Origin of the sequence: Streptomyces sp. AM 2-1-1, from assembly GCF_029167645.1 — a bacterium.
In the GTDB taxonomy this organism is placed as follows: domain Bacteria; phylum Actinomycetota; class Actinomycetes; order Streptomycetales; family Streptomycetaceae; genus Streptomyces.
This window is the reverse complement of record NZ_CP119147.1, coordinates 4,706,502-4,723,270: the sequence shown is the minus strand read 5'-3', so window position 1 is coordinate 4,723,270 and position 16,769 is coordinate 4,706,502. Positions and strand designations below refer to the sequence as shown.

At 72.6% G+C, this 16,769-nt stretch carries 16 protein-coding genes; 11 read left to right on the top strand and 5 right to left on the bottom strand.

The window, feature by feature from the left end; translation table 11 throughout:
- The first annotated feature begins 125 nt into the window (after positions 1-125).
- The 4 genes from PZB77_RS20685 to PZB77_RS20670 all read left to right on the top strand — a co-directional run bounded on the left by PZB77_RS20685 (position 126) and on the right by PZB77_RS20670 (position 3,683).
- A complete protein-coding gene (locus PZB77_RS20685) occupies positions 126-332 on the top strand; it encodes a hypothetical protein (protein WP_275494103.1) in 207 nt (68 codons plus the stop codon).
- A 171-nt stretch (positions 333-503) separates the two neighbouring features.
- On the top strand, positions 504-1,661 hold the full coding sequence (locus PZB77_RS20680; protein ID WP_275494102.1) for an acyl-CoA dehydrogenase family protein: 1,158 nt from the start codon (positions 504-506) through the stop codon (positions 1,659-1,661).
- A 50-nt stretch (positions 1,662-1,711) separates the two neighbouring features.
- Positions 1,712-2,590, top strand: coding sequence for an acyl-CoA thioesterase II (locus PZB77_RS20675; protein WP_275494101.1), 879 nt, complete (start codon positions 1,712-1,714; stop codon positions 2,588-2,590).
- Positions 2,591-2,660: 70 nt separating this feature from the next.
- Entirely contained in the window at positions 2,661-3,683 is a 1,023-nt protein-coding gene (locus PZB77_RS20670; protein ID WP_275494100.1) for a cation diffusion facilitator family transporter, read from the top strand.
- Positions 3,684-3,723: 40 nt separating this feature from the next.
- On the opposite strand, the gene PZB77_RS20665 is transcribed toward PZB77_RS20670, so the two are convergent.
- The 5 genes from PZB77_RS20665 to PZB77_RS20645 form a co-directional block, all read right to left on the bottom strand.
- Complete coding sequence (locus PZB77_RS20665; RefSeq protein ID WP_275494099.1) at positions 3,724-4,095, bottom strand: MerR family transcriptional regulator; 372 nt, start codon at positions 4,093-4,095, stop codon at positions 3,724-3,726.
- Positions 4,096-4,148: 53 nt separating this feature from the next.
- Positions 4,149-5,186 carry an NADP-dependent oxidoreductase gene (locus PZB77_RS20660; RefSeq protein WP_275494098.1) on the bottom strand — a complete coding sequence of 346 codons (1,038 nt, stop codon included), beginning with the start codon at positions 5,184-5,186 and terminating at the stop codon, positions 4,149-4,151.
- Between the two features lie 66 nt (positions 5,187-5,252).
- Positions 5,253-5,588, bottom strand: coding sequence for a hypothetical protein (locus PZB77_RS20655; protein ID WP_275494097.1), 336 nt, complete (start codon positions 5,586-5,588; stop codon positions 5,253-5,255).
- A 105-nt stretch (positions 5,589-5,693) separates the two neighbouring features.
- Positions 5,694-6,473 carry a phosphatase gene (locus PZB77_RS20650; RefSeq protein ID WP_275494096.1) on the bottom strand — a complete coding sequence of 260 codons (780 nt, stop codon included), beginning with the start codon at positions 6,471-6,473 and terminating at the stop codon, positions 5,694-5,696.
- Between the two features lie 160 nt (positions 6,474-6,633).
- Positions 6,634-7,254: a TetR/AcrR family transcriptional regulator gene (locus PZB77_RS20645; RefSeq protein ID WP_275494095.1), complete on the bottom strand. Its 621-nt coding sequence runs from the start codon at positions 7,252-7,254 to the stop codon at positions 6,634-6,636.
- 122 nt (positions 7,255-7,376) lie between these two features.
- Between PZB77_RS20645 and PZB77_RS20640 the strand changes: the two genes are divergently transcribed.
- The 7 genes from PZB77_RS20640 to glmS all read left to right on the top strand — a co-directional run bounded on the left by PZB77_RS20640 (position 7,377) and on the right by glmS (position 16,624).
- On the top strand, positions 7,377-9,029 hold the full coding sequence (locus PZB77_RS20640; protein ID WP_275494094.1) for a carboxyl transferase domain-containing protein: 1,653 nt from the start codon (positions 7,377-7,379) through the stop codon (positions 9,027-9,029).
- A gap of 44 nt (positions 9,030-9,073) precedes the next feature.
- Positions 9,074-11,038, top strand: coding sequence for a biotin carboxylase N-terminal domain-containing protein (locus PZB77_RS20635; RefSeq protein WP_275494093.1), 1,965 nt, complete (start codon positions 9,074-9,076; stop codon positions 11,036-11,038).
- Positions 11,035-12,012, top strand: a complete 978-nt coding sequence (locus PZB77_RS20630) for a hydroxymethylglutaryl-CoA lyase (protein ID WP_275494092.1) — start codon at positions 11,035-11,037, stop codon at positions 12,010-12,012. Before PZB77_RS20635 ends, PZB77_RS20630 begins: the two co-directional genes overlap by 4 nt.
- Positions 12,013-12,020: 8 nt before the next feature.
- A complete protein-coding gene (locus PZB77_RS20625; protein WP_275494091.1) occupies positions 12,021-13,190 on the top strand; it encodes an acyl-CoA dehydrogenase family protein in 1,170 nt (389 codons plus the stop codon).
- A gap of 144 nt (positions 13,191-13,334) precedes the next feature.
- Positions 13,335-13,988, top strand: a complete 654-nt coding sequence (locus PZB77_RS20620) for a GNAT family protein (protein ID WP_275494090.1) — start codon at positions 13,335-13,337, stop codon at positions 13,986-13,988.
- Positions 13,989-14,429: 441 nt separating this feature from the next.
- Positions 14,430-14,705, top strand: a complete 276-nt coding sequence (locus PZB77_RS20615; RefSeq protein ID WP_275494089.1) for a hypothetical protein — start codon at positions 14,430-14,432, stop codon at positions 14,703-14,705.
- 89 nt (positions 14,706-14,794) lie between these two features.
- Complete coding sequence (gene glmS, locus PZB77_RS20610; RefSeq protein WP_275494088.1) at positions 14,795-16,624, top strand: glutamine--fructose-6-phosphate transaminase (isomerizing); 1,830 nt, start codon at positions 14,795-14,797, stop codon at positions 16,622-16,624.
- Positions 16,625-16,769: the final 145 nt, after the last annotated feature.

Below are 16,769 nucleotides of genomic sequence, written 5' to 3'. Positions count from 1 at the left end.
CCACCTCACCCCGTGAACTCGCCCCCGCGCGCACCCGACGACACCGCGCGCATCCCTACCCCCGACGACGGGACGGCCGTGAGGACGCGCCCCCGGAGACGGTCGATCGTGGAGGAGCCCGCAGCATGACGGCCGTACGTCTGGTGGCAGCCGTGGGGATCACGTGGGGCGCGCTGGTCGTGCTCCTGCTCGCGCCTTCGGCGCTCCCCGCGTCGTGGCAGTACTACGTCTACTCCCCGGCGAGTGTCGGTCTGTGGATACTGACCATGCTCGTCGCGCCGGTGGTGGCCTGCTTCGTCACGTGGCCGTGGATCAGGTCGGGCAGGAAGTGAGCCCCAGGGCGGCAGGTGCGCGCGGGAGCCCGGGAGAGTGCGCGGTATCACCCTGGACAGCTCCGTGACCGCCGGGTAACTTCGGAGGTGGACTGAGCAAGCGCTTAGACATGCTCGGTGCCGAAGTACACCGCTCGCCGAAGCCCACGCACCCGACCAAGGAGGCACCCCGTGCGCCGTACGGTATTCAACGAGGACCACGAGGCGTTCCGGGAGACCATCCGCGCTTTCATCGAGGCCGAGGTCGTCCCCCACTACGACGAGTGGTTCACCTCCGGTCTGGTGCCGCGTGACTTCTACTACAAGCTGGCCGAGCTGGGCGTCTTCGGCATCGAGGTGGACGAGGAGTACGGCGGCGCCGGCATCGAGTCCTTCAAGTTCGAGGCGATCATCTCCGAGGAGACCGCACGTGCGGCCGTCTCCTTCGGCGGTTCCGGTGTGCACGTGCTGCTCTGCCTGCCGTACCTCAAGGCGTACGCCACGAAGGAGCAGAAGGAGCGCTGGCTCCCGGACTTCGTGACCGGCAAGACGATGTACGCCATCGCCATGACCGAGCCGGGCACCGGTTCCGACCTGGCCGGGATGAAGACGACCGCCAAGCTCTCCGAGGACGGCACGCACTACGTCCTCAACGGCGCCAAGACCTTCATCACCGGTGGTGTGCACGCGGACCGCGTGATCGTCTGTGCCCGTACGGACGCCCCGAAGGCCGACGACCGCCGTCACGGCATCTCGCTGCTGGTGGTCGACACCAAGGCCGAGGGCTACTCGGTCGGCCGCAAGCTCGACAAGCTGGGTCTGCGCACCTCGGACACCGCCGAGTTGTCGTTCGTGGACGTGAAGGTCCCGGTCGAGGACCTGCTCGGCGAGGAGAACAAGGGCTTCTCCTACCTCGGCCAGAACCTCCCGCAGGAGCGCCTGGGCATCGCGGTCAACGCGTACTCGCAGGCCAAGGCCGCCATCCGGTTCGCCCAGAGTTACGTCTCCGAGCGGACCGTCTTCGGCAAGCCGGTCGCCTCGTTCCAGAACACGAAGTTCGAACTGGCCGCCTGCCAGGCCGAGGTGGACGCGGCCGAGGCCGTCGTCGACCGGGCGATCGAGGCGCTCGACGCCAAGGAGCTGACCGCCGCCGAGGCTGCCTCCGCCAAGCTGTTCTGCACCGAGGTCGCCCACCGGGTGATCGACAAGTGCCTCCAGCTGCACGGTGGTTACGGCTACATGAACGAGTACCCGATCGCGCGTCTGTACGCGGACAACCGCGTCAACCGCATCTACGGCGGTACCAGCGAGGTCATGAAGTCCATCATCGCCAAGTCCATGGGCCTGTAGGGCTCCCGGGCCCGTAGAACGCAGCGGTCCAGGACGGTTACGTTCCTCCCATGAGCGACGCACTCGATTCCCTGCTCGGTCTGCTCGATCTGGAGCGGATCGAGCGGGACATCTTCCGGGGCACCAGCCGTTCGGCGGTGGTGCCCCGGGTGTTCGGCGGCCAGGTCGCGGCCCAGGCCCTCGTCGCGGCCGGCCGGACCGTGCCCGACGACTGCGGGGCGCACTCCCTCCACGCGTACTTCCTGCGGATGGGCGACCCGGGCGCGCCGATCGTCTACAGCGTCGACCGCATCCGTGACGGCCGGTCCTTCACCACCCGCCGGGTCGTCGCGGTGCAGCACGGACAACCGGTCTTCCACCTCTCCGCCTCCTTCCAGACGTACGAGGAAGGGCTGGACCACCAGGCGCCCATGCCGGACGTGCCGGACCCGGAGACCCTGCCGACGGCCGCGGAGCTGATGCCCCGGTACGCCGACCGCTTCACCGACCCCGGGATGATCGACCGGTTGCTCGAAGCCCGGGCGGCCGTGGACCTGCGGTACGTCGACGAGCCCCCGTACGCCACGGTCGGCGTACCCCGCGAGCCCCGCTCCCAGGTGTGGTTCCGCACCACGGGCAAGCTCGCCGACGATCCGCTGCTGCACGTCTGCATGGCGACGTACGTCTCCGACATGACGCTGCTCGACTCGGTGCTGCTGGCCCACGGGCGCGGCGGCTGGGCGGTCGGTGACGTGGTCGGCGCGAGTCTGGACCACGCGATGTGGTTCCACCGTCCGTTCCGGGCCGACGAGTGGCTGCTGTACGACCAGGAGTCCCCGTCCTCGTTCGGCGGCCGCGGACTGGGCCAGGCACGGATCTGGACGCAGGACGGGCGGCTCGCGATCACCGTGATCCAGGAAGGGCTGATCCGTACACCGAGGCGCCGCTGAGCGTGCGTGCGCCAGACCTCTCGCACGCCGGTACGGAGTGTCCCGCCGCATCCCGGACATACTCGCCACCATGAGCGCCGACCCCACGAAGAACCCCGAGGACCCCGCCCGTACGGATGAGCCCGGCGAGGACGGTGGCACGGGCGGCGGCGAGTCCACCGTCACCGTCGTCGTCGCCGCCGCCGCCAACCTCGGCATCGCCGTGGCGAAGGAGGTCGCTGGGCTGATCAGCGGATCGAGCGCCATGCTCTCGGAGGCCGCGCACAGCGTCGCCGACACCGTCACCGAGGTCATGCTCCTCACCGCCCTCAAGCGCAGCGAGAAGCCGGCCGACGAGGAGCATCCGCTGGGGTACGGCCCCGAGCGCTACATCTGGGCGATGCTCGCCTCCATCGCCACCTTCGTCGGCGGTGCGGTGTTCTCCGTCTACGACGGGGTGCACACCCTCGTGCGGGGCGAGGAGCTGGGCGATCCCCTGGTCTCGTACATCGTGCTGGCCGTCGCCTTCCTGCTGGAGGGGTACTCGCTGCGGACGGGCGTCAAGCAGGTGCGGCGCGAGGCGGCGCGGCTGCACTCCCCCGCCACGCACTACCTGCGCCACACCCCGGACACCGCGGTGAAGGCGGTCGTCATGGAGGACTCGGCGGCACTCGTCGGTCTGGTCCTGGCGGCGGGCGGCCTGCTCGGCGGACAGCTGACCGGGTCCGGTGTGTGGGACGGCGTCGCCTCCGTCCTGATCGGCGTCCTGCTGGTGTACGTGGCCTGGGTGCTCGGCCGGTCCAACGCGCAGCTGCTCATCGGCCGTCCGCTGCCGGAGGCGATGCGGGCCGGGGTGCGGGCCGAACTGCTCACCGTGCCGAACATCGTCGAGGTGCTGGAGCTGACCACGCTGATCCAGGGGCCGACCGAGCTCCTGATCGCCGCGAAGATCGACTTCCGGGACCTGGCGAGCGCGGCCGACGTCGAGTGGGCCTGCGAGCGGGCGGAACGCCAGCTGCGGGAGCGCTTCCCGTCCGTGAAGCGGGTCTACCTGGACCCGACACCGGGGGCGGCGCAGCGCCGGGAGCGTGAGCGGGGCGCGTCGGCGGGGTGACCGGGGCTCGCCGCACCCCTGCTGCCGACCGGAGCCCTGCTCAGGGTCCGGCCTCCCCCGACACCTTCCGCGCCAGCGCCTCGCGCACGTGGGTGAGGCGGGCGATCTCCGCGTCCAGGGCGGCGAGCCGTTGTCCCACGACTCCGGGCGAACCGGGCTCGGTCGAGGTGCAGCGCACCGGCCGGCCGGCGGTCAGCAGATGGAGGCGGTCGGCGCAGGCGTGGACGTCCGCCACGGTGAAGCCGGCGGCGAGGAGCTCCCGGACGACGCGGACCCGGGCGATGTCCTCGGCGTCGTACTCCCGTTGACCGGAGGGGGTGCGGTCGGGCGGGGCGAGCAGTCCGCGCTGTTCGTAGAAGCGCAGGGCCCGGGGAGTCGTCCCCGCCGCCGCAGCCGCGTCGCCGATCCGCATCCCGCACCGCCCTCGTATCCGCTCTCCGGGGGACTTGGCCCCGTACGCCGCCGTCAGGAGAACACTTCCACCACGACCCCGCCGAAATGCACGCCTTCGACGAGTTCCTGGAAGGCGCGCGGGGCGTTCTCCAGTCCGGCGACGGCGGTGTACGGGAAACGGATCTCGCCGGAGCGCAGCCAGGCGCCGAAGCGCCGGGTCCACTCCGCCTCGACGTCCGGGTGGTCGGCGCCGGTGTAGCCGCGTACCGAGACGCCCTTCACGATCAGTCGGTACGTGTCGATCCCGGCGGGTGCGCTGCCTCCGCCGCGCCCCCCGTCCAACTGCCCGGAGAGCGCACCGACGAGGGCGAACCGGGCGCCCGGCCGGGCCGCCTCCACCGCCGCGGTGAGCTGTTCGCCGCCGACGAGGTCCAGCAGGACGTCGATGCCCCCGGGCGCCGCCTCGGCGAGCTGCGGGGCGAACTCGCCGGCGCCGCGCACCACGACCGCGTCGTACCCGAGTTCGGCCACCAGCCGCTCGGCCTTGGCCGGCGATCCGGTGGTGCCCACGACCCGCCCCGCGCCCAGTAGCCGGGCGATCTGGCCCGCGAGCGTGCCGACCGCCCCGGCCGCCCCCGTGACCAGGACGGTGTCGCCGGGGCGTACGCCGGTGAGCCGGGTCAGCGCCCCGTACGCGGCCGAGCCCTGCGCGAGGTACGCGACCGGGTCGGGCAGCTCGTCACCGAGCGGCAGCACCTGATCGGCAGGGAGCACGGCGTACTCCCGCCAGCCGAGCAGGTGCGTCACGGCGTCACCCGGGCGCAGCGGGCTGCTGTCCGGCGCGGAGACGACCTCGCCCACGGCGGGCCCGATGACCGTGTCACCGCCGCGCAGCGGGGGCAGCGGGACACCGTCGTTCTCGGTGCCCATCAGGGTGCGCAGCCCGGCGAAGAGGACGAAGTGGTGGTTGCGGACGAGCACCTCGCCGGGTCCGGGCTGCGGGAGCGGGGTCTCCACGAGAGCGAAGTGCGTGGCCTCGGGCAGCCCGTCGGGCGTCACGGCGAGGCGGATCTCGCGGGAGGTGCGGGGCAGGGGCAGTTCTGCGGGCATGGCCGGCTCCTGGGTGCGCGGGGGCGTGGGCGGCGGGATGTCCACCGCCCCGCGGGTGCGCAGACGCTAGTCCTTGACCCGCGCGTCAGGGTCAAGCGTGGCGGCGGGGCCGCTCGCGGGCCGACGGTGGTCGACGAACCGGTCGACGCCGATTTCCAGCAGCACGTCCAAGGAGTCCAGGGCGGTCGCGACCGCGACGAGGCGGTCGTACTCCGCCGGGTGGACCGGGATGCGGAAGTACTCGATCATGTGCGCCAGGTCGTCGAGAGCCAGCTCCGCCTCATCGTTCTCGAGGGAGCGCAGAACCGACGCCATCGATCCGACGGGTCCCCCCTCCTCGGCCCGACGCCGGCCGATGTCCCGGGCGGTGTCGTACAGGAGAGCTTCGGGTGTTCCCGCCACGGGCCGCTCGCGCGCCGCGCCCCGCGCACTCCCGCCGTCCTCCTCGCGGGACCTCCTCCACCCGCCCACTGCGCCCCGCACGCACTTCCACGAGTGGGCCACGACTCAGCCCACCCCCGCAGCGTCCAGCAGGTACGCCGTCATCGGGTCGTAGAAGCGCGGGTCCGGGACGTTGTCGTCCAGCGGGACCGTGACCCGGAGGGCGCCTTCCGCCTCGCCGAGGAAGAGGGCGGGGTCGTTGCAGTCGGCGTAGCCGAGGGAGTCGAGTCCGCGCCCGCCCGCGCAGCCGGCCCAGCCGTGGTCGGCGACGACGAGGTCCGGCTGCGGGCGGCCGTCGCGTTCCAGAGCGTCCAGGATGGCGGCCATCGGGGCCGGGGAGTGGGTGTGCCAGAGGGAGGCGCCGTGTTCCAGCACCGCGACGCCGGCGAACTGGACGACGTTCCCCTCGTCGGCCCGCAGCCCTGCCGGGATGGTCACGATCTCGCACCCCGCCAGGCGCAGCGCGTCCGCCGTCCTGCGGTGCACGTCGAGGAGGCCGCCGGGGTGGCCGGTCGCGACGAGGACGCTCTCGGTGTCCGCCACGGCCTTGCGCAGCCGTTCCGCCATCCGGTCGAGCGCGTCGACGGTCAGCTCGGGGTCGATGGTGTCCTGGCCGAAGCGGTGGGCCGGGTCGTCGATCACCCCGCAGCGTTCCGCCATGACGGCGAGCACGTCCTGTTCGTCGGTCCAGCGGTCGCCGAGTTCCAGCCCGAGCCAGTAGTGCCGGTCGCCGTTGGCGAGCGCCCGGTAGTGCGCGAGGTTGTTGTCCCGGGGCGTGGCCACGTTGCCCGCGATGCGCGTACGGACGAGTTGGTCGATGAGTTCGGCGCGGCTGGGTATCGGCATGGCGCCCATTCTGCCGCCACAGGTGCGCGCCGCGCCCGGCATAGCGCACGCCTGAACCGGCGTGTCCGGCCCGGCGGGACCTCTGCGGACCCCTTGCGGGACCTCTGTGGGACCTCTTCCGGGCCCCGGTGGGGGGCGGACCGGGGGCGCGGCCCGGTGCTCAGTGCCCGTCGGCCGCGGCGGCGAAGGCGCCCCGGGCGAGGCGGTGCAGCAGCTTCGCTGTCGCCGTGCGGTCGGGCAGGGCCTCGGGGCGGGCGAGGCGCGGGGTGGAGTTCAGCAGGCCGAAGACGGCGTGCACGGTGACGCGGGCCTCGGCCTCGGTGAGGGCCGGGTAGCGGGTGCGGGCGACGGAGACCCAGATCTCGACGTACTCGCGCTGGAGGCGGCGGACCCGCTTGCGGTCGGCGTCGCGCAGGCGGTCGAGTTCGCGGTCGTGCAGGGTGATCAGGGGGCGGTCGTCGAGGGCGAAGTCGATGTGGCCCTCGATGAGCGCGTCCAGCAGGGCGTCCGGCGAGGGTTCGGGGGCGGCGGCGTCCTCCTGGACCCGCAGCCGGCCCCCGGTCAGCAGACGCTCGCTGATGCCGACCAGCAGTTCGGAGAGCATCGCGTCCTTGCCGGGGAAGTGGCGGTAGAGGCCGGGGCCGCTGATGCCCACGGCGGCGCCTATCTCGTCGACACCGACTCCGTGGAAGCCGCGCTCGGCGAAGAGGAGCGCGGCTTCCCGGAGGATCTGCTCCCGGCGGGTGGCTCCCGCGACGCGGGCGGTGGCATGGGTGCTCATGGGGACCGATTCTAGACAGAGCCGTTAGCGCTCGTTAACCTGAGGCCGTTCGCGTTAACGCTCATTAACCGCTCGGCGGGGGTCACGAGCCCCACCGGTCACGGGGATGGAGGCTCGACTCGATGCAGCCGGCACCGGCACCACAGGCCCTGGCACCCCAGGCTCCGGTCCTTCTCACCACGGCCGATCCGGCCTCCGAGGGCCGGCGGGCCAACGACGCGGCGCACCGCGCGCTCGTCGGGGAGCTGCGCACGCGGCTCGCCTCGGCCCGGCTCGGCGGGGGCGAGAAGGCGCGCGCCCGCCATGTGGCGCGCGGCAAGCTGCTGCCCCGGGACCGGGTGGACACGCTGCTCGACCCCGGTTCGCCCTTCCTGGAGCTGGCACCGCTGGCCGCCGAAGGGCTCTACGGCGGCGCCGCGCCGGCCGCCGGGGTGGTGGCGGGGATCGGGCGGGTGAGCGGCCGGGAGTGCGTGATCGTCGCCAACGACGCGACCGTCAAGGGCGGCACCTACTACCCGATGACCGTGAAGAAGCATCTGCGGGCCCAGGAGGTGGCGCTGGAGAACCGTCTCCCCTGCCTGTACCTCGTGGACTCCGGCGGGGCCTTCCTGCCGATGCAGGACGAGGTCTTCCCGGACCGCGACCACTTCGGCCGGATCTTCTTCAACCAGGCGCGGATGTCGGCCGCCGGCATCCCGCAGATCGCCGCGGTGATGGGTTCCTGCACGGCGGGCGGCGCGTACGTCCCCGCGATGAGCGACGAGGCCGTCATCGTGCGGAACCAGGGCACGATCTTCCTCGGTGGGCCGCCGCTGGTGAAGGCGGCGACCGGCGAGGTCGTCACGGCGGAGGAGCTGGGCGGCGGCGAGGTCCACTCCCGTACCTCCGGGGTCACCGACCACCTCGCCGAGGACGACGCGCACGCGCTGCGGATCGTCCGGAACATCGTGGCGACGCTCCCGGCGCGCGCGGAGCTGCCCTGGACGGTGCGGCCGGCCGAGGAGCCGGCGGTGGACCCGGGAGGGCTGTACGGCGCGGTGCCGGTCGACCCGCGCACCCCGTACGACGTGCGCGAGGTGATCGCCCGGGTGGTGGACGGGTCGCGGTTCGCGGAGTTCAAGGCGGAGTACGGCCAGACGCTGGTCACCGGCTTCGCGCGCGTCCACGGGCATCCGGTGGGGATCGTCGCCAACAACGGCATCCTCTTCTCCGAGTCGGCCCAGAAGGGCGCGCACTTCATCGAGGTGTGCGACCAGCGCGGCATCCCGTTGGTCTTCCTCCAGAACATCTCCGGCTTCATGGTGGGCAAGGCGTACGAGGCCGGAGGCATCGCCAAGCACGGCGCGAAGATGGTCACCGCCGTCGCCACCACCCGGGTGCCGAAGCTGACCGTCGTCGTCGGTGGTTCGTACGGGGCGGGCAACTACTCCATGTGCGGCCGGGCCTACTCCCCCCGCTTCCTGTGGATGTGGCCCAACGCCAAGATCTCGGTGATGGGCGGTGAACAGGCCGCCTCCGTCCTGGCCACGGTCAAGCGGGACCAGCTCGGGGACGCGTGGAGCGCCGAGGACGAGGAGGCGTTCAAGGCGCCGGTCCGGGCGCAGTACGAAGAGCAGGGAAACGCCTACTACGCGACGGCCCGGCTCTGGGACGACGGGGTGATCGACCCGGTGGACACGCGGCAGGTCCTCGGCCTGGCCCTGACCGCGTGCGCCAACGCCCCGCTGCCGCGGCGCGATCCGGCGGACCCCGGCTTCGGCGTCTTCCGGATGTGAGCGGGCGAATGCGTCATGCGGTGAGGAGTGAGGTGAGGACGTCCATGTTCAGCACGGTATTGGTCGCCAACAGGGGCGAGATCGCGGTCCGGGTCATCCGGACGCTGCGCGCGCTCGGTGTCCGGTCGGTCGCCGTCTTCAGCGACGCGGACGCGGACGCGCGGCACGTCCGGGAGGCGGACACGGCGGTACGGATCGGCCCGGCGCCCGCCGCGCAGAGCTACCTCAGCGTGCCCGCGCTGCTGGAGGCGGCCCGCCGCACGGGGGCCGAGGCGGTCCACCCGGGTTACGGCTTCCTGGCGGAGAACGCCGCCTTCGCCCGTGCCTGCGCCGAGGCGGGGCTCGTCTTCGTCGGACCGGGCGCCGAGGCGATCGCCCTGATGGGCGACAAGATCCGCGCCAAGGAGACGGTCGCGGCGGCCGGGGTGCCGGTGGTCCCTGGCTCCTTCGGCAGTGGCCTCACCGACGGACAACTCGCCGACGCCGCACGCCGGATCGGCATGCCGGTGCTGCTGAAGCCCTCGGCGGGCGGCGGTGGCAAGGGGATGCGGCTGGTGCACGACGAGGCCCTGCTGGCCGAGGAGATCGCGGGCGCCCGCCGCGAGGCGACGGCCTCCTTCGGCGACGACACCCTGCTGGTCGAGCGGTGGATCGAGCGCCCCCGGCACATCGAGATCCAGGTGCTCGCCGACACCCACGGCAACGTCGTCCACCTCGGCGAACGCGAGTGCTCGCTCCAGCGCCGCCATCAGAAGGTCGTCGAGGAGGCGCCGTCCGTCCTCCTCGACGCGCGGACCCGGGCGGCGATGGGCGAGGCGGCCGTGCGGGCCGCCCGCTCCTGCGGCTACGTCGGTGCGGGGACGGTGGAGTTCATCGTGCCGGGCGGCGACCCGTCCGCGTACTGCTTCATGGAGATGAACACCCGGCTCCAGGTCGAGCACCCGGTCACCGAGCTGATCACCGGGCTCGACCTGGTGGAGTGGCAGTTGCGCGTCGCCTCCGGCGAGCGACTCCCCCACTCCCAGGACGACATCACTCTCACCGGTCACGCCGTGGAGGCCCGGGTCTGCGCCGAGGACCCGGCGCGGGGCTTCCTGCCCTCCGGCGGCACCGTGCTCTCCCTGGACGAACCGCAGGGCGGCGGGGTCCGGACGGACTCGGGGCTGAGCGAGGGCACGGAGGTCGGTTCGCTGTACGACCCGATGCTGTCGAAGGTCATCGCGTACGGCCCCGACCGGGCGACGGCGCTGCGCCGGCTGCGGGCGGCCCTCGCGGACACGGTGATCCTGGGCGTACCGACCAACGCGGGGTTCCTGCGGCGGCTGCTGGCCCATCCGTCGGTGGTGGCGGGCGAGCTCGACACGGGTCTGGTGGAGCGCGAGGCGGCCGGGCTGCTCCCGGACGGGGTGCCGGACGAGGTCTACGCGGCGGCGGCGGCCGTACGGCGCGACGCGCTCGCCCCGGTACCGGACGCGAGCGGCTGGACCGACCCGTTCTCCGTACCGAACGGCTGGCGCACCGGCGGCTCCCCCGCCCCGCTCGCCTTCCCGCTGCGGGTCGCCGGCGAGGAACCGGTGGTGCGGCCCGCGCCCGAGGGCGCGGTGGTGGGACCGGACCGGGTCACCGTCGAACTCGACGGGGTGGTCCACCACTTCCGCCGGGCCGGGCAGTGGCTCGGCCGCGACGGCGACACCTGGCACGTACGGGACCACGACCCGGTGGAGGCGTCCCTCGGCGGGGCCGCCCGCTCGGGGGCGGACACCCTGGCCGCGCCCATGCCCGGCACGGTCACCGTGGTCAAGGTGGCGGCCGGGGACACGGTGGCGGCCGGGCAGGCGCTGCTGGTCGTCGAGGCGATGAAGATGGAGCACGTCATCGCCGCCCCGCACGCCGGGACCGTCACCGAGCTGGACGTCTCGCCCGGCACCACCGTCGCCATGGACCAGGTGCTGGCGGTGGTCGCGCCGGTTGCCGGGTCCGCGGCGGCGCCGGAGGGAGAGCGGTCATGACCACGCCCGAACGCGTCGCCCTGCCGATGACGGTGCCCGCGCCGGGGCTGCCCGCCCGGATCCGCATCCACGAAGTGGGCGCGCGGGACGGGCTGCAGAACGAGAAGGCGGTCGTACCGACCGCCGTGAAGGCCGAGTTCATCCACCGGCTCGCCGCCGCGGGGCTCACCACCGTCGAGGCGACGAGCTTCGTCCACCCGAAGTGGGTTCCCCAACTGGCCGACGCCGAAGCCCTCTTCCCGCTCCTCGGGGACCTCTCCGGGGCGGGCGGGATCGCGCTGCCGGTGCTCGTGCCGAACGAACGCGGGCTGGAACGGGCGCTGGCGCTCGGGGCGCGGCGGATCGCGGTGTTCGGCTCCGCGACGGAGACCTTCGCCGCCCGCAACCTCAACCGGACCGTCGCCGGGTCGCTGGCGATGTTCGAGCCGGTGGTGGCCCGGGCGAAGGCCGACGGCGCACACGTGCGCGGCTACCTCTCGATGTGCTTCGGCGACCCGTGGGAGGGTCCGGTCCCGGTGCGCCAGGTGGTCCGGGTGGCGAAGGCGCTGATGGACCTCGGCTGCGACGAGCTCTCCCTCGGCGACACGATCGGCGTCGCCACCCCCGGCCACGTCCGGTCGCTGCTGACCGCGCTGAACGACGAGAGGGTGCCCACCGGCTCCATCGGCGTGCACTTCCACGACACCTACGGCCAGGCGCTCTCCAACACCCTCGCCGCACTCCAGCACGGGGTGAGCACCGTCGACGCGTCGGCGGGAGGCCTCGGCGGCTGCCCGTACGCGAAGAGCGCCACCGGCAACCTCGCCACCGAGGACCTGGTGTGGATGCTCCAGGGCCTCGGCATCGACACCGGCGTCGACCTCGACGCCCTCACCGCCACCAGTGTCTGGCTGGCGGGGAAGCTGGGCCGCCCGAGCCCGTCCCGTACCGTCCGCGCGCTCTCGCCGAGTCCGGCACCGTCCCCCGAGGAGTGACCCCCACCATGTCCCTGGACCACCGGCTCACCGCCGAACACGAGGAACTGCGCCGCACCGTCGAGGAGTTCGCCCACGAGGTGGTCGCCCCGAAGATCGGCGACCACTACGAACGCCATGAGTTCCCGTACGAGATCGTGCGGGAGATGGGGCGGATGGGCCTGTTCGGGCTGCCGTTCCCGGAGGAGTACGGCGGGATGGGCGGCGACTACCTCGCCCTCGGCATCGCCCTGGAGGAGCTGGCCCGGGTCGACTCCTCGGTGGCGATCACCCTGGAGGCGGGCGTCTCGCTGGGCGCCATGCCGGTGTACCGCTTCGGGACCGAGGAGCAGAAGCGGCAGTGGCTGCCGAGGCTCTGTTCGGGTGAGGCACTGGGCGCGTTCGGGCTGACCGAGCCGGACGGCGGCTCGGACGCGGGCGGGACGCGCACCACGGCGGTGCTGGACGAGGCGGCCGGCGAGTGGGTGATCAACGGCTCCAAGTGTTTCATCACCAACTCCGGTACGGACATCACCGAGTGGGTGACCGTGACCGCCGTCACCGGCCGCAAGGAGAACGGAGCCCCGCTGATCTCCGCGATCGTCGTCCCGTCCGGTACCCCCGGTTTCACGGTCGCCGCCCCGTACTCCAAGGTCGGCTGGAACGCCTCCGACACCCGGGAGCTCTCCTTCGCCGACGTCCGGGTCCCGGCGGGGAACCTGCTGGGCGAGGAGGGCCGGGGGTACGCCCAGTTCCTCCGCATCCTCGACGAGGGCCGGATCGCGATCTCCGCGCTGGCGACCGGGCTGGCCCAGGGCTGTGTGGACGAGTCGGTGAAGTACGCCGCCGAGCGGCACGCGTTCGGCCGCCCGATCGGCGCCAACCAGGCCATCCAGTTCAAGATCGCGGACATGGAGACCCGCGCCCACATGGCCCGCGTCGGCTGGCGCGACGCGGCCTCCCGGCTGGTGGCCGGAGAGCCGTTCAAGAAGGAGGCGGCCATCGCGAAGCTGTACTCCTCGACGGTCGCCGTCGACAACGCCCGCGACGCCACCCAGATCCACGGCGGCTACGGCTTCATGAACGAGTACCCGGTCGCCCGCATGTGGCGGGACTCCAAGATCCTGGAGATCGGCGAGGGCACCAGCGAGGTGCAGCGGATGCTGATCGCCCGGGAGCTGGGGCTTCCGGCGGCCTGATCGGACACGTGCCGGGGAGGGCCGGCTCCGGGCCGGCTCCTGCCGGGTCCCGCCGGTTCCGCCCCGGGATCCGCACCCCCGGAGCCTCCGCCCGGCGCGCTTATCCGGTCGACACGGTTTCGGCCGCTGCGGCACAGTTTCTCCATGACAGCACCGGTGGCACCGCATCCCTGGCCCCTCTACGGGCTCCGTCTCCGCACGCCCCGGCTGGAACTCAGGCTCCCGGACACCGCGCTCACGGACCGGCTCGCGTCCGTGGCCGGTGCCGGCGTGCACGCACCGGACCGGATGCCGTTCACCGTGCCGTGGACCGACGGCGAGCCGGAGGCGGTGGCGCGGGCGACGTTCCAGCACGTGCTGTCCACGATCGCCCACTGGTCCACGGACGACTGGTGCCTGAGCCTCGCCGTCCTGCACGACGGCGAGGTGATCGGGCGGCAGGACCTGATGGCCAAGGGCTTCGCGGTGACCCGTGAGGCCGGAACCGGCTCGTGGCTCGGCCTCGCCCACCACGGACAGGGCTTCGGCACGGAGATGCGGGCCGCCGTGCTGCACCTGGCCTTCGCGGGGTTGGGCGCCGCCTACGCCGTGTCCGCCGCCCTGACCGACAACCCCGCCTCCCTCGGAGTCTCCCGCCGTCTCGGCTACCTTCCGGACGGACTGGTGGTCGCCCCCGTGCGTGGGGCCCCCGCGACCGTCCAGCGGCTCCGGCTCGACCAGGCGCGGTGGGAGGAGCACCGCAGGGTGGAGGTGACGGTCGAGGGACTCGACGCCTGCCGGGGCCAGTTCGGGGCGTGAGGGCGCCGCCCGTAGGCGGGGCACGGACCGGCACCCGTGCGGGGCGCCCGGCGGCGAAGGCGCGGCCTCGGTACCCGCCCACCGCGACCCCGCCCGGCACCGTCTCCACCCCCTGGACTTCGGCCACGGTGGCCGGAACACCGCAGACACCGGCCCCGGAACCGACCGGACGGACGGGGCGGGGATGCCGCCGGCGCGGATCCCGGTGGCGGATCACGGCCGGCGCCGTTGGCCCACAACCGCCGGTCCGGCGGGACCCTTGAGGGGTTACCGCGCGTAATGCTCCGTTGAGCGGGGTCGCTTCCGGCCACGGTCCGCCCGGCCGCGAGAAGGCGGCGCGCCGAGGGCTCTTCCCGCTCCGCGACATATGTTTCGCGGAGGCACTGCCCGATATCGGGCAGATTTCTTGCATAAGAGCGGTCGCCCACGCAGTATCAACGGGTGCTCGAACGCCGCGCGTCCCATGACGACCTGATCGACCACCTCGTACGCTCCACCTCGCTCCAGCGCGGCGAAGCTGCCCGGGTGGTTCTCGACGTGCTGGCGTTCTTCGACGAGACGACCGAGGACTTCGTCCGGCGCCGCCACCGCGAACTGCAGTCCGGCGGCCTGGTCAACGCGGAGATCTTCGAGCGGATCGCGGCCGAGCTGCCGCACCGCGCGGTGGCGCCGCCGGAGCTGTCGCTCCGCCAGCTGCGCCGCATCGTCTACGGCTGAGGCCGCACCGCGGGGTGTCGAGCGGCGTCGAAGGACGCCCGGAGCCGGGCACCGCAGGACATCTGTACGTCGTAGGAGGGGTAGAAGACATGTGCGGGATCGTCGGATACATCGGCAGGCGTGACGTCGCTCCACTGCTGCTGGAAGGCCTGCAGCGGCTGGAGTACCGGGGGTACGACTCGGCGGGCATCGTCGTGACGGGCAAGGCCGCGGCGGGCAAGCCGGGCACGCTGAAGATGGTCAAGGCGAAGGGCCGGGTCCGCGAGCTGGAGGCCCGCATCCCCAAGCGCTTCGCCGGCACGACCGGCATCGCGCACACCCGCTGGGCCACCCACGGCGCCCCGAGCGACGAGAACGCCCACCCGCACATGGACGCGGAGAACAAGGTCGCCGTCGTCCACAACGGGATCATCGACAACGCCTCCGAACTCCGCGCGAAGCTCGTCGCCGACGGCGTCGTCTTCCTCTCCGAGACCGACACCGAGGTGCTGGTCCACCTGGTCGCCCGCGCCCAGGCCGAGACCCTGGAGGAGAAGGTCCGCGAGGCACTGCGCTCGGTCGAGGGCACCTACGGCATCGCGGTGATGCACGCGGACTTCAACGACCGCATCGTGGTCGCCCGCAACGGCTCCCCGGTCGTCCTCGGTATCGGCGAGAAGGAGATGTTCGTCGCCTCGGACGTCGCCGCGCTCGTCGCCCACACCCGCCAGGTCGTGACCCTCGACGACGGCGAGATGGCCACCCTCAAGGCCGACGACTTCCGGACGTACACCACGGAGGGCTCGACCACGACGGCCACGCCCACCACCGTGGAGTGGGAGGCCGAGTCGTACGACATGGGCGGCCACGACACGTACATGCACAAGGAGATCTCGGAGCAGGCCGAGGCGGTGGACCGCGTGCTGCGCGGCCGGATCGACGACCGGTTCTCCACCGTGCACCTGGGCGGCCTCAACCTGGACGCCCGGGAGGCGCGCGGGGTGCGCCGGATCAAGATCCTCGGCTGCGGCACCTCGTACCACGCCGGTCAGATCGGCGCCCAGCTCATCGAGGAGCTGGCCCGCATCCCCGCGGACGCCGAGCCCGCCTCCGAGTTCCGCTACCGCAACCCGGTCGTCGACCCCGACACCCTCTACGTCGCCGTCTCCCAGTCCGGCGAGACCTACGACGTGCTGGCCGCCGTGCAGGAGCTGAAGCGCAAGGGCGCCCGGGTGCTGGGCATCGTCAACGTCGTGGGCTCCGCCATCGCCCGGGAGGCCGACGGCGGTACGTACGTCCACGCGGGCCCCGAGGTCTGCGTCGTCTCCACCAAGTGCTTCACCAACACCGTGGTCTCCTTCGCGCTGCTCGCCCTGCACCTGGGGCGCATCCGCGACCTCTCGGTCGCCGACGGCAAGCGGATCATCGCGGGTCTGCGCCGGCTGCCGGAGCAGATCAGCGAGATCCTCGCCGGCGAGGACGAGATCAAGCGGCTGGCCGCCGAGTACGCGGACGCCAAGTCGATGATGTTCATCGGGCGGGTGCGCGGCTACCCGGTGGCCCGCGAGGCCTCGCTGAAGCTCAAGGAGGTCTCGTACATCCACGCCGAGGCCTACCCGGCCTCCGAGTTGAAGCACGGCCCGCTGGCCCTGATCGAGCCCGCGATGCCGACCGTGGCGATCGTGCCCGACGACGAGCTGCTGGAGAAGAACCGGGCCGCGATGGAGGAGATCAAGGCGCGCAGCGGCCGGATCCTCGCCGTCGCGCACCAGGTGCAGGAGAAGGCCGACCACACCATCGTCGTCCCGAAGAACGAGAACGAGCTGGACCCGATCCTCCTGGGCATCCCGCTCCAGCTCTTCGCGTACCACACGGCCCTGGCCATGGGCCGGGACATCGACAAGCCGCGCAACCTGGCGAAGTCCGTCACCGTCGAGTGACCACCGCCCCGGCCGGACGGGGGACGGGGTAACGGGAAGCGGCCGCACACCACCCTCGGTGGCCTGCGGCCGCTTCCGCCTTCCGTGACCGGGTCCGTCCCGCGCACCGAACGACCCGCGTACGGAGTACCGCTGCGCGTGCGCG